Raw genomic sequence first — 12,730 nt, 5'->3', positions numbered from 1 at the left:
TTCGAAGGCCCGGCTCTTCCCGGCAGGGCTCAAACGCTTCCTCCAGGTCCGGGACGACACCTGCCGCACCCCGTATTGCGACGCGCCGATCCGCCATGACGACCACATCACCGCCTGGCACGACGGCGGCTCCACCAATGCCGGCAACGGCCAGGGGCTCTGCGAGGCCTGCAACCACACCAAGGAAACCCCCCCGCTGGACGGCCGAACCGGTACTGGGACCACGCCATGCAGTCCGCCACGCAGTCCAGACCCGGACCCCCACCGGCCACACCTACCAATCCACCGCACCACCACTCCCCGGCACACTACGAACCGCGGCTGCCGCTGGCGGCAGGCCGGGAACAACAGGAGGCACCGTAACAAAGCAGCCGGTTTGGCGAAGATTATTCCGTCCAGCAACGAAACAAGTCGTAAAAGTGCGTCTTAATTCGGAGGCCGATTTGAATGCTCCGCCGGCCGCTCCTAGAGTCTTATACAAGTTACCGCGGTAACGTGTCAGCGATCCTCCGTGCCGGAGGGTGTGGGTGCCCCCATGTGGGCCTGACATTTGCTCACGGACAACTTCATTTCAGGCGTAACAGTCGCGGCTGCGTCCTGTGAAGTTCTTTCGTGTGTTCCCCAAACTCAATTCATTGCCGGTTGCCTTCACCCCTGTGGCAGGCAGACCTCAATGGCCCAAAGCCAAGGACGCAAATGTCACCACCAAGCCTTACTGACACACACCCCCATCTCTCGGACGCCGCCCCGGTGGCGCTTTCCTACGAGCTGTTCCCGCCCCGTTCGCCGGCAGCCGCGGAGACTCTCTGGACCACCATCCGTGAACTCGAAACCACAGAGCCGGACTATGTCTCCGTCACCTACGGCGCCAGCGGATCCAACCGGGACACCGCCGTCGAGCTCATCAATCGGCTCCTGCTTGAAACCACGCTCCGGCCGCTGGCCCACTTGACCTGCGTCGGCAACACGCCGCAGGAACTGGCTGGGATCATCGGCCAACTGCTGGACACCGGGGTGCGCGGCATCCTTGCCCTCCGCGGCGATCTTCCCAAGGACGGCGGCGAGCCGGTGGACGGGTCGCTGCGCTACGCCCAGGATCTGATCGACCTCATCCGCCGGGTTGAGCAGCGCCGTTCCGCACTGCTCTGCGCGGGGAAAATCGCGGTTGGCGTGGCGGCCTACCCCACCCGCCATCCCGAATCGCCAAGCGAGGGGCACGACGTCGAGGTGCTTCTGGCAAAGCAGCGGTCCGGCGCCGATTTCGCCATCACCCAGGTCTTCTTCCACGCGGACCAGTACGCGGACCTGTTGACCAGGGCGCGCCGGGCTGGGGTTACCATTCCCATCATCCCGGGCGTCATGCCACTCACCAGCCTCCGCCGGCTCAACCGGCTGGGTGAACTGGCCGGCGTGGAACCCGCCCCGGAGCTGATGGCCCGCCTGGCCGCCGCCGACAGCGATCTGGAACGGCTCCACATCGGCGTCGACGCCACGGTGGACCTGGCCAATGCGGCCCTGGAAGCCGGTGCGCCCGGCATCCACCTGTACACCTTCAATGAGCATCAAAGCGCGCTGGAAGTGCTGGACAAGCTGGCCCTTCCGCGGAGCAGCCGATCCGGCAGCCGCCGTGCATCAGCGGCCCGCCAGCTTGCCAGCTGACCGGCTCCCGCCGACCATCCATAGCCTTAGACGCACACCTCCCGAATAGAGGAACTTTGCCATGCCTGAAAACAACACTTCCTTCCCGTCCGCCTCGCTCCTGGGCTACCCCCGCATTGGCCGCCGCCGCGAGCTGAAGAAGGCCGTCGAGGCCTACTGGGCCGGCAAGATCGACGCCGCCGCCCTGGACGCCGCCGCCAAGGACATCCAGCTGACCATCGCCAGGCGCCTGCAGGAACTCGGCCTGACCGAGGCCGCAGCCATCCCCGGCACCTTCTCCTACTACGACCAGGTCCTGGACGCCACCGCGCACCTCGGCGCCGTGCCCGCCCGTTTCGGAAAGCTCCTCAACGATGAGGGCCAGCTGGACATTGACGGCTACTTCACCCTGGCCCGCGGCAACAAGGAACAGCAGCCGCTTGAAATGACCAAGTGGTTCGACACCAACTACCACTACCTGGTTCCGGAAATCGGCCCGGAGACCGAGTTCACCCTCGCCTCAACAGCCAAGGTGGACGAGTTCACCTTCTCCCTGGCCAACGGCATCGAGACCCGCCCGTACATCGTCGGCCCGGTCACGTACCTGCTGCTGTCGAAGGCTTCCGACGCCGCCCCGGCCGGGTTCGCGCCGCTGTCCCGCCTTGAGGACATCCTGCCCGTCTACGTCCAGCTGCTCGAGAAGCTGGCCGCCGCCGGCGCCAGCTGGGTCCAGCTCGACGAGCCCGCACTGGTTGTCGACCAGGACACCCCCGCCGCCGAAGTGGAAGCAGCCGTTGCCCGCGCATACGAAGTCCTCGCCGCTGCAGCCAACCGCCCGCAGATCCTCGTTGCCACTCCGTACGGTTCGCTGGACAACCAGCTCGGCACCCTTGCGGCCACGAACATCGACGCCCTGCACATCGACGTCTTCAAGGGCGCGGTTCCGTCGGCAGCAGCCCTGGCAGGCCTGGGCAACAAGACCCTGGTTGCCGGTGTAGTCGACGGCCACAACATCTGGCGCAACGACCTCGCCGCCTCGGCCGCCAAGCTGGACGCCCTGAAGGCCGCCGCCGGGAAGCTCGCCGTCTCCACCTCCACCTCCACCCAGCACGTCCCGCATGACGTCGCGGAGGAGACCCTGCTGTCCGAGCAGCTCCGCAGCTGGCTGGCCTTCTCCGACCAGAAGGCCGTTGAAGTCAAGACCCTCGCTTCCTACCTGGCCGACCCCGCCTCCGCCAAGGCTGCGATCGACGAGGCAACAGCCTTGATCGCTTCCCGCGCCACCGCCGAAGGCGTCCGCCGTGCCGACGTCCGTGCCCGCACCGAAGCCCTGACTGCCGGAGACTTTGCCCGTTCCGAGTACTCGGTCCGCGCGGCCGCCCAGGAAGAGGCGCTGCAGCTGCCGCCGCTGCCCACCACCACCATCGGTTCCTTCCCGCAGACGTCCGAAATCCGCTCGGCCCGCGCCCGCAACACCAAGGGCGAGCTGAGCGACGAGCAGTACCAGCAGCTCATGAAGGACGAGATCAAGCGCGTTGTGGACCTGCAGGAAGAGCTCGGCTATGACGTCCTGGTGCACGGCGAGCCAGAGCGCAACGACATGGTGCAGTACTTCGCCGAGAACCTTGAAGGCTTTGACGTGACAGTGCACGGCTGGGTCCAGTCCTATGGCTCACGCTGCACCCGCCCGTCCATACTCTGGGGTGACGTCACGCGTTCGGCTCCGATCACCGTTGAGTGGGCGAAGTACGCACAGTCCCTGACCAACAAGCCGATGAAGGGCATGCTTACCGGTCCGGTCACCATCCTGGCGTGGTCCTTCGTCCGCGACGACCAGCCGCTGGGCGAGACCGCCAACCAGGTTGGCCTGGCATTGCGCGACGAGATTGCCGACCTCGAAGCGGCGGGCATCAGGATTATCCAGGTGGACGAGCCCGCGCTGCGCGAACTCCTCCCGCTGCGCAAGGCTGACCACGCCGGCTACCTGAAGTGGTCCGTGGACTCCTTCCGCCTGGCCACCGCGGGTGCGGCTGACGCCACCCAGATCCACACCCACCTCTGCTACTCCGAGTTCGGCGTGATCATCGACGCGATCGACGGCCTCGACGCAGACGTGACCTCCATCGAGGCGGCCCGCTCCCGCATGGAGGTTGTCCACGACCTCGAGTCCCACGGCTTTGGCCGCGGCGTTGGCCCGGGCGTCTACGACATCCACTCGCCCCGCGTCCCGGGCGAGCAGGAAGTCACCGAACTGCTCAGCACCGCCGTCAAGCACGTTCCGTCCCGCCAACTGTGGGTCAACCCGGACTGCGGCCTGAAGACCCGCGGCTACGCCGAGACCGAAGAGTCGCTGCGCAACCTGGTCAAGGCAACCCAGGCGGTCCGTGCGGAACTGCTGGAAGCCGCCAAGTAACCACCGAAAGCACGACGCCGGCCGGTCACCTTACGGGGGACCGGCCGGCGTCGTGCTTAGGAAGCAGTTTTTTCAGGACTCCCAGAGGATCTCGTCGTCCACAACACCGTCTTCGTCGGCAGAGGCCACCAGGACTTCGTCCGTGAAGTGCTCGCCGAGGGTGAAGTCCAAAACGAAGTAGCGTTCAGGCTGGCCGGGGTATATGCCCACGTGGCCCAGTTTCAGTGCTTTGAGGAACACCTCATTGGTCAGCTGGCTGCGTTCCTCCACACCGAAGACCTTATGCAGGTGCTCGTCCTTGAGGGCGCTGCAGTGGAAATGCAGATACTCCTGCGGACTGGTGCCCTCCTGCTCCAGTTCCTCGGCAATCTTGTCGCGGACTTCGTCCACGAGTTCCGGGAGGAAGCGCAGCCGGTAGTCAACCTTGCGCAGTGCGGCTTCGTCGAGGTGGTCGTGGGCGGTGATGTTCAGGTCGAGTTCCAGTGGATGGCCGCGCAGTTCATGCTTGGCGGCGATGGAGTGATCCCTGCCGTGATTGAGCTCGATCTCTCCAAAGTGCTGGCTCGCTACCTTGTTCATATTCTCAACATAGACCCGAAGAGCAGACCATTCCAGCGTTCAGGCCTAATTCACCGACGTGCGCATTCCCGCCAACGTCTCGGCCAGCAGGTCAACGAAGAGCTGGACGCGGGCGGTTTTCCGGTCGTTTATCAGCAGCGCGAAGACGTTGCGGGCCAGCCGGATCTCGGGAACGTCGAGGACCACAACCCCTGCGGGCTTGTTCCGCAACGCAAGCTCCGGTACCAGTGCGGCTCCGAGGCCGGCGGCCGCCATTTCAAGACTGGCGTGGAAGTCGTCGCTGTGCGCCACTACCCGCGGGTGGAGGTTGCAGCCGGCGAAGAGCCGCTCGATCACCATGGCGTCGCTGGTCCCGGGATGGTGCATGATCCAAGGCAACTCCGAGAGATGGTCAGCCGCCACTTTCGCATCGGGACGGAAGCCCCATCCGGCGGGCAGGACCACCCGGAAGTCGTCGTCACCGATCCACTGCCGGTTGATGGTGGCCGGCCACGCCACACCGGTCTGGCCCACCTGGAACACTACGGCCAGGTCAAGGTCCCCGCCGGTGCGCAGGCCCTGGATAGTCTGGCCAGGTTCAGCCACGGACACTTTCAGGTCGATGCCCAGGTTCTTCCATGCAGGGTTCTTCAGGATCCGAGGCAGGACATAGGTGGCCAGGCTGGGAAAGATCCCGAGCCGGAGTTCCTGGCTGGCGCTGTCCTGGGTTTTGGCGGCGGCGGCCATCAGCGCCTCGATGTCTGTCAGCACCTTGGCGGCGTGCCTGGTCATGACGACGGCGGCCTCCGTGGGGACAACGCTCCGCGCCGAGCGCTGGAACAGGACCACGCCGGTGTCCCGTTCCAGGGCAGACATCTGTTGGGAGACGGCGGAGGCCGTGTAGCCCAGCGTTGACGCGGCGGCCGCGAACGAGCCGAGCCGCGTGACCTCCATGAGGGTTTTCAGGTGTACCGGATTTACCACCAGCCCACAGTACTCTGCGAAAAACCATTCCGTGTGGGCCATTCCGGGCCGCACTCCTCAGCGGCACCGGCGGCGCCGAATGGCACTCTGCATACCCACCCTTGGCAAGTGTTCAGGAAGCGCAGCTCCGGCGACGGCCGGATCCGGGGTCCCGGCCCTTGCCGCCGTCGTGCCGTTAATCACCAGGAGGGGTTCCGAAGGTCACTTCGATGCCGTTCTCGGTGCCCTCACGGTGCCCCGTTCACGGATGCGACACGCCGTCTTTCGCGCGACACGCTGGGCGTTAATTGTGCCTAACTACTCCACAGGGTGTGGATTCCGTCCGTGAAAAAGCCGTGATTCCGGACATTTTGAAGGGGCCTGCCTGTGGATTAACGGTGCATTAAATGACATACTTGTAATACATCATCTTGGGGTTCCAAAGAGGCGTCTGCACTACATGTAGTATCGACATACAGCTTGGACGGGGACACCGGGCCAGCGACGATTTCGACAAAAGGGGACAGCGACCATGACCGTAACGGTTTACACCAAGCCTGCTTGTGTTCAGTGCAACGCCACCTACCGTGCGCTCGACAAGAAGGGCATCACCTACCAGAGCGTTGACATTTCCCAGGATGCAGAGGCCCTCGAGCGCCTGAAGGCACTGGGCTACATGCAGGCACCCGTTGTGGTCACGGACCAGGACCACTGGTCAGGTTTCCGCCCGGACAAGATCGAGGAACTGGCCCTCTCGGCCGTTTCCTCCGTGGCCTAGGGGTCCTGCTTTTCCTGCCGGCAACCATCAACCAGCTGAGGTGACTCCCACGGCAGCGCCAACAGCACAGCAAGGCCACACGGCTTCGCAGATCCACGCGGCTCAGCGCGTGGAGGTGTCCCCGCCGGCCCGGATTTTGAATGACCCGGAAGCAGTCCGGACAAGCAGCCAGCTCATCTATTTTTCCTCGGCGTCCGAGAACACCAGCCGCTTCGTCTCGAAGCTCGGCCGCGAGGTGTCCCGGATTCCGCTGTACCCCAGGGACGCACCCCTTCTAGCCACCCGGCCGTTTGTGCTGGTGGTGCCCACCTACGGCGGCACCGGGGGAGAGGGGTCCGTCCCCAAGCAGGTCATCCGGTTTTTGAACAACCCGCAGAACAGGCAACTGCTCCGCGGGGTCATCGGAGCCGGCAACACAAACTTCGGTGACAACTACTGCCTGGCGGGCGACATCATCGCCGCCAAATGCGGAGTACCGCACCTCTACCGCTTCGAATTAATGGGCACGCCAGACGACGTGTCCCGCGTCAACAATGGATTGGACACGTTTTGGACACGACTGTCGCAGACACGGAAGTAACCAGGGCCCAGAAGCCCGAGATGCCGGCCGCGTACAAGGGACTGGGCTATCACGAGCTGAACGCAATGCTGAACCTGTACGGTCCCAGCGGCGAAATCCAGTTCGAAGCGGACCGCGAGGCCGCGCACCAGTACTTCCTGCAGCACGTCAACAACAACACCGTGTTCTTCCACGACCTGGAGGAAAAGCTCGACTACCTGGTAAAGAACCAGTACTACGAGCGCGAAACCCTGGACCAGTACACGATGAACTTCATCCGTGAGCTGTTCAACCGTGCGTACAAGAAGAAGTTCCGCTTTGAGACCTTCCTGGGCGCGTTCAAGTTCTACACGTCCTACACACTGAAGACATTCGACGGCAAGCGTTTCCTGGAGCGCTACGAGGACCGCGTCTGCATGGTGGCGCTGCACCTGGCCCGCGGCAACGAACAGCTGGCCACCCAGATGGTGGATGAGATCATCGAGGGCCGCTTCCAGCCGGCCACCCCCACATTCCTGAACGCCGGCAAGAAGCAGCGCGGCGAGCTGGTCTCCTGCTTCCTGCTGCGCATCGAAGACAACATGGAGTCGATCGGCCGCTCCATCAATTCCGCCCTGCAGCTCTCCAAGCGCGGCGGCGGCGTGGCGTTCGCGCTGACCAACATCCGCGAGGTGGGTGCGCCCATCAAGCAGATCGAGAACCAGTCCTCCGGTGTCATCCCCGTGATGAAGCTCCTCGAAGACAGCTTCTCCTACGCCAACCAGCTCGGTGCCCGCCAGGGTGCCGGTGCGGTATACCTGCACGCGCACCACCCGGACATCTACCGCTTCCTGGACACCAAGCGCGAGAACGCAGACGAAAAGATCCGTATCAAGACCCTCTCGCTGGGCGTCGTCATCCCGGACATCACCTTCGAACTGGCCAAGAAGGACGAGGACATGTACCTGTTCTCGCCGTATGACGTGGAGCGCGTCTACGGCATGCCGTTCTCCGATGTCTCGGTCACCGAGAAGTACTACGAGATGGTGGACGATTCCCGGATCAAGAAGACCAAGATCAAGGCCCGCGAGTTCTTCCAGACCCTCGCCGAGATCCAGTTCGAGTCCGGCTACCCGTACATCATGTTCGAGGACACCGTAAACCGCGAGAACCCGATCGACGGCAAGATCATCATGTCCAACCTGTGCTCGGAGATCCTCCAGGTTTCCCAGCCCACCACGTACAACGATGACCTGTCCTACGCTGACACCGGCAAGGACATCTCCTGCAACCTGGGCTCGCTGAACATCGCGAAGACCATGGACTCGCCGGACTTCGGGCTGACCATCGAAACGGCCATCCGGTCCCTCTCGGCAGTGTCCGACATGTCCAACATCACCTCGGTGCCCTCCATCGCCAAGGGCAATGACCAGAGCCACGCCATCGGCCTGGGCCAGATGAACCTGCATGGCTACCTGGCGCGCGAGCGGGTGCACTACGGTTCCGAAGAGGGCCTGGACTTCACCAACATCTACTTCTACTCGGTGGTGTTCCACGCCATCCGCGCGTCCAACCTGCTGGCCATCGAGACAGGCCAGACGTTCGGCGGCTTCGAGAAATCCAAGTACGCGTCGGGTGAGTTCTTTGACAAGTACACCGAGCAGGAGTGGGTGCCGCAGACCGAGAAGGTGCGGGAACTGTTCAAGAACGTGCACATCCCCACGCAGGCTGACTGGCTGGCGCTTAAGGCGTCCGTCATGGAGCACGGGATCTACAACCAGAACCTGCAGGCTGTTCCGCCGACGGGCTCGATCTCCTACATCAACAACTCCACCTCCTCGATCCACCCGGTGGCGTCCAAGATCGAGATCCGCAAGGAAGGCAAGATCGGCCGGGTCTACTACCCCGCGCCGTACCTGACGAACGACAACCTGGAGTACTACCAGGACGCGTATGAGATCGGCTACGAGAAGATCATCGACACCTACGCCGCTGCCACGCAGCACGTGGACCAGGGTCTGTCCCTGACGCTGTTCTTCAAGGACACCGCCACCACCCGCGACATCAACAAGGCCCAGATCTACGCGTGGCGCAAGGGCATCAAGACCATCTACTACATCCGTCTCCGCCAGCTCGCGCTGGAAGGAACCGAGGTTGAGGGTTGCGTAAGCTGCATGCTTTAGTTGCAGCTTAAACCAAACTTGGACGTACGACGGCGGGTGCCCGCCCGCCGTCGTACGCTTTAACGTAGAGAACCACCCAACATTGAGGGGAAGAAATGACCGAGAAGGTCAAGCTGCTGAGCCACGTTGAGGCCATCAACTGGAACCGGATCCAGGACGAAAAGGACGTGGAAGTCTGGAACCGCCTGGTCAACAACTTCTGGCTGCCGGAAAAGGTGCCGCTGTCCAACGACGTCCAGTCCTGGAACACCCTCACGCCCGCAGAGCAGCAACTCACCATGCGGGTCTTCACCGGCCTGACCCTGCTGGACACCATCCAGGGCACCGTGGGCGCCGTCTCCCTCATCCCGGATGCGCTGACCCCGCACGAGGAAGCCGTCTACACGAACATCGCGTTCATGGAGGCCGTACACGCCAAGAGCTACTCGTCGATTTTCTCCACGCTGTGCTCCACCAAGGAGATTGACGACGCCTTCCGCTGGTCCACCGAAAACGAGAACCTTCAGAAGAAGGCACAGATCGTCATGGACTACTACCAGGGCGATGACCCCCTGAAGCGCAAGGTCGCCTCCACGCTGCTGGAAAGCTTCCTGTTCTACTCGGGCTTCTATCTGCCCATGTACTGGTCATCGCGCGCCAAGCTTACGAACACGGCTGACCTGATCCGCCTGATCATCCGTGACGAGGCCGTGCACGGCTACTACATCGGCTACAAGTTCCAGCGCGCCCTTGAGACAGTTTCCGAGGAGCGTCGCCAGGAGATCAAGGACTACACCTTCGAACTGCTCTTCGAACTCTACGAGAACGAAGTCCAGTACACACACGACCTCTACGACGGCGTCGGCCTGGCCGAGGACGTCAAGAAGTTCCTGCACTACAACGCCAACAAGGCCCTGATGAACCTGGGCTACGAGGCCATGTTCCCGGCTTCGGTCACTGACGTGAACCCGGCCATCCTGTCTGCGCTGTCACCGAACGCAGACGAGAACCACGACTTCTTCTCGGGGTCGGGCTCCTCGTACGTCATCGGCAAGGCCGTCAACACCGAAGACGAGGACTGGGACTTCTAGCCACCGGTGTTGTTGAATCTCAAGTGCCCTGCATGGACTTTCCCTGCAGGGCACTTCCTTTCGATGGTGGATGGTGAGGGCCCGGCCTAGAAACTGGTCACCAGTTCGCCGAGCACCTGCTCGAGCCTGTTCGGATCTGTCGCGTCATAATAGTGCGCACCGCTGGCCCTGGCGATTTCCAGCAGGGTGGGAACGTCGGCGTCGGGCCCGTAAGCGAGTGTGAAGACGAGCACCGGCGTCGAATGGTTCTGATGGCTCAACTGTTCGGCGAGCCCGCCCAGGTCCCCGGGGTGGGTGGAATCATTCTTGCCGTCACTCAAAAGCACGATCGTGTTGATGAAGGAGTCTTTGTATTCTTTGGCCTGTTCAGCGGCGAAGCGGCTCACCGCCTCGAAAAGAGGCGTAGCGTCCACGGCCTGGAGCGCATTGAGCTTGGCGAGGAGGTCTTCTTTATTGTTTCCCAGCGGGGCTACCGGGCTGACGATGCCCGGCAGCAGGGGGCCGTCGCCCTCATGTGAGAAGGCGGCAAGTCCCACTTCGTCCTCAGCCGTGAAATGGTCCAGCGCCTTGCGAACGGCATCCTTGGCCCGTTGCAGCTTGTTTGCTCCAGGTTCCTGCACCATGGACTCCGATACGTCCACCAGGAACAAGGCCCGTGCCCGCTTGCGGACGTCGGGGAAGCTGTCCTGCATGGCTACCAGGGCCTCCGCCCTGGGCAGTGGCAGCGGCTGGAGCGATTCGGCGTACCGTCCGGTTCCCGCCACCCCAGGATCCAGACTGCCCTGGAGGGTCCTGTACCCGGACGCCTTGACCACATCCTGGCCCTGTTCCGTCACTGCGAACTTGAGGAAATCCTCGGCCGCCAGGCGTTGCTGGCTCCCCACCCATTCCCCGTCAAGGATTACTGCGGGGTTGTCGGACACCGGCACGCCGTCGCTGGGGTATATGGCGCGGAGGGGCTCGTTGGGCGGGGGACCGGGATGCTTCGTTATCCCGTCCTCGCTGACCACTCCCCGGTTGTAGTCCCAGACAAATTTCTCATCGACGATCACGGCGGAGAGGAATTCCGAGACCTTCCCGGCGTCATCTGCCTCCTTGACGTGCCACAGGAAATGCTCGGGCGTGGCCATGTAATGGCTGGTGCGCAGTTCCACGGCGCGGACTTTCTCCACCAGAGCAGGAGCATCCAGGTCCATGCTGTCCAGTCCTCCCAGGCTGCCGCCGGCGGCACCGTAGGAGGCAGCCAGGGCCATCAAACCCGATGTCGAGATGAGCGGGCTGGCCTTGCCGAACTTGAACTTCCCCCAGTCGCCGTGGCCGAGGCGCTCCCAGATGTCCTGGTCCTCGGCTGTCTTGAAGACTTCAGACCACGACGGCGGTTTGCTGTCCCAGCCGAGGGTGGTGGCCATTGCTTCCGGCATAGCCACGACGACGGCACTCTGCGCGAGGCTGGTTCCCTCGCGGGGGACAGGGCTTCCGCCCGTACCTTCCCCTGCTATGCGCAACCACGCGGAGGAGTCCGGCAGCCAGACTGAGGGCCTGTCAGCGGCATCAACATCCGGGAAGCGCGCCGCGACCTTGGCGGCAGCGATTCCCGATTTTTCCTGCGTCACTGCCGGGGTGACGCACTTGCCGTCCACGCTGCGGGGTTTCGCCGTGTACTCGGCCGCCAGGGCGCGGACCATGTCGGCGTTCTCCAGGGAAGTGAGGATGTTCAAGGAAATGCAGGGAGGGCTTCCGGCGACGGAGGCAGGATTGTCCTGCGCCAGGGGCCCGCCTGCGCCAGGCGGGCTGGCATTCCCGGCCGAAGGCGCATCTTTCCCTGACTCGGCGGGGAAGATCACAGTCCGCAGCACGAATCCGCCGCCAATGATGAGAAGTGCCACGGCGGCCGCCGCGGCGATCCAGACCCAGCGTGGATAGCTGGGGTCAGTTGCTGCGCGTCGACGGCCCATGTTTGTTTCCTTTGAATCCGCCGGTTCTCCCGGTGTGAATGCAAATATTGAAACTTGGCCCGCGGCAGTCAAACCGCGGGTGCGCCTAGCCCCCGTCCGGCTGCCCCAACAACTGGATGCGCACTTCGAGGATAAACCCGACGGGCGCAACGTGAGTGCTCGGTGTCACATCTTGATTGCATTTTTCGGGATTAGGATCCGGGCGATGCAGAGCAGGCAGGGGACGGTATCCGGCCGCCCTGGCCCACCCATGCGATGGGGTCTGGATGAAGTTGGGCACCAGGTCTAGATTGGTTCTTGGCTTATGCAAAAGGCCCGCCCACCCACCACTACAGGAGGGGACCATGAGCCCCGCACCAAAACAGCCCCTAACCGATGACAGCATCCAAGTCCGCCAGGTGAACCATTACCAGTTCAGCTGGGTGGCCGGGGACGCCGGCAAGCCTGGCACCTGGACGCTCCAATTGGTCCTTGACCAAGGCGCGTGGGAAGAAGTGCTGACGCTCGACGCTGAGGATGCCGAGGTTCTCCAAGGCCTCCTGAAACGTTCGGCAACCGTCTATTACGACGTGCGGCGGCGGACCCTGATGTTCGGGACCACGCCAGCGGGGCAGTAGTCAGGGCTGCCGGCCGG

The 12,730-nt window shown here is 63.3% G+C and carries 10 protein-coding genes and 1 pseudogene; 8 read left to right on the top strand and 3 right to left on the bottom strand.

All coding sequences use genetic code 11. The features are described 5' to 3' along the window. The 3 genes and pseudogenes from AC5RUU_RS09310 to metE all read left to right on the top strand — a co-directional run. Positions 1–494 (top strand): annotated as a pseudogene (locus AC5RUU_RS09310) (HNH endonuclease); the annotation flags it as partial. Between the two features lie 202 nt (positions 495–696). Beyond that, on the top strand, positions 697–1,659 hold the full coding sequence (locus AC5RUU_RS09305; protein WP_493974906.1) for a methylenetetrahydrofolate reductase: 963 nt from the start codon (positions 697–699) through the stop codon (positions 1,657–1,659). 61 nt (positions 1,660–1,720) lie between these two features. Beyond that, positions 1,721–4,051 carry a 5-methyltetrahydropteroyltriglutamate--homocysteine S-methyltransferase gene (gene metE / locus AC5RUU_RS09300; protein WP_493974905.1) on the top strand — a complete coding sequence of 777 codons (2,331 nt, stop codon included), beginning with the start codon at positions 1,721–1,723 and terminating at the stop codon, positions 4,049–4,051. A gap of 72 nt (positions 4,052–4,123) precedes the next feature. On the opposite strand, the gene AC5RUU_RS09295 is transcribed toward metE, so the two are convergent. Together AC5RUU_RS09295 and AC5RUU_RS09290 are read right to left on the bottom strand one after the other, a co-directional pair. Next, positions 4,124–4,630, bottom strand: a complete 507-nt coding sequence (locus AC5RUU_RS09295; RefSeq protein ID WP_493974904.1) for a DUF2004 domain-containing protein — start codon at positions 4,628–4,630, stop codon at positions 4,124–4,126. Between the two features lie 45 nt (positions 4,631–4,675). Continuing rightward, complete coding sequence (locus AC5RUU_RS09290) at positions 4,676–5,593, bottom strand: LysR family transcriptional regulator (RefSeq protein ID WP_493974922.1); 918 nt, start codon at positions 5,591–5,593, stop codon at positions 4,676–4,678. Between the two features lie 511 nt (positions 5,594–6,104). On the opposite strand from AC5RUU_RS09290, the gene nrdH reads away from it, so the two are divergent. The 4 genes from nrdH (at position 6,105) to nrdF (ending at position 10,141) form a co-directional block, all read left to right on the top strand. Continuing rightward, positions 6,105–6,350: a glutaredoxin-like protein NrdH gene (gene nrdH / locus AC5RUU_RS09285; RefSeq protein ID WP_013601222.1), complete on the top strand. Its 246-nt coding sequence runs from the start codon at positions 6,105–6,107 to the stop codon at positions 6,348–6,350. A gap of 109 nt (positions 6,351–6,459) precedes the next feature. Then, positions 6,460–6,930, top strand: a complete 471-nt coding sequence (gene nrdI / locus AC5RUU_RS09280; protein ID WP_493974921.1) for a class Ib ribonucleoside-diphosphate reductase assembly flavoprotein NrdI — start codon at positions 6,460–6,462, stop codon at positions 6,928–6,930. Positions 6,931–6,950: 20 nt separating this feature from the next. Then, entirely contained in the window at positions 6,951–9,071 is a 2,121-nt protein-coding gene (gene nrdE / locus AC5RUU_RS09275; RefSeq protein ID WP_493974920.1) for a class 1b ribonucleoside-diphosphate reductase subunit alpha, read from the top strand. 95 nt (positions 9,072–9,166) lie between these two features. Continuing rightward, positions 9,167–10,141: a class 1b ribonucleoside-diphosphate reductase subunit beta gene (nrdF, locus tag AC5RUU_RS09270; RefSeq protein ID WP_493974903.1), complete on the top strand. Its 975-nt coding sequence runs from the start codon at positions 9,167–9,169 to the stop codon at positions 10,139–10,141. Positions 10,142–10,227: 86 nt separating this feature from the next. Here nrdF and AC5RUU_RS09265 read toward each other — a convergent pair whose 3' ends face one another. Further along, positions 10,228–12,096 (bottom strand): vWA domain-containing protein, encoded by a 1,869-nt coding sequence (locus tag AC5RUU_RS09265; protein WP_493974902.1) that lies wholly within the window; start codon positions 12,094–12,096, stop codon positions 10,228–10,230. Positions 12,097–12,440: 344 nt separating this feature from the next. On the opposite strand from AC5RUU_RS09265, the gene AC5RUU_RS09260 reads away from it, so the two are divergent. Continuing rightward, positions 12,441–12,713: a hypothetical protein gene (locus AC5RUU_RS09260; RefSeq protein WP_493974901.1), complete on the top strand. Its 273-nt coding sequence runs from the start codon at positions 12,441–12,443 to the stop codon at positions 12,711–12,713. Positions 12,714–12,730: the final 17 nt, after the last annotated feature.

It is taken from the genome of Arthrobacter sp. K4-10C (assembly GCF_059090085.1).
This window is presented reverse-complemented; position numbering and strand designations above follow the sequence as displayed.

Excerpts from the sequence above, each read along its gene's own strand:
- AC5RUU_RS09265 (WP_493974902.1), bottom strand. The coding sequence starts at position 12,096 with ATGGGCCGTCGACGCGCAGCAACTGACCCCAGCTATCCACGCTGGGTC.
- nrdF (WP_493974903.1), top strand. The coding sequence starts at position 9,167 with ATGACCGAGAAGGTCAAGCTGCTGAGCCACGTTGAGGCCATCAACTGG.
- AC5RUU_RS09305 (WP_493974906.1), top strand. The coding sequence starts at position 697 with ATGTCACCACCAAGCCTTACTGACACACACCCCCATCTCTCGGACGCC.
- AC5RUU_RS09260 (WP_493974901.1), top strand. The coding sequence starts at position 12,441 with ATGAGCCCCGCACCAAAACAGCCCCTAACCGATGACAGCATCCAAGTC.
- nrdH (WP_013601222.1), top strand. The coding sequence starts at position 6,105 with ATGACCGTAACGGTTTACACCAAGCCTGCTTGTGTTCAGTGCAACGCC.
- AC5RUU_RS09295 (WP_493974904.1), bottom strand. The coding sequence starts at position 4,630 with ATGAACAAGGTAGCGAGCCAGCACTTTGGAGAGATCGAGCTCAATCAC.
- metE (WP_493974905.1), top strand. The coding sequence starts at position 1,721 with ATGCCTGAAAACAACACTTCCTTCCCGTCCGCCTCGCTCCTGGGCTAC.
- nrdE (WP_493974920.1), top strand. The coding sequence starts at position 6,951 with ATGCCGGCCGCGTACAAGGGACTGGGCTATCACGAGCTGAACGCAATG.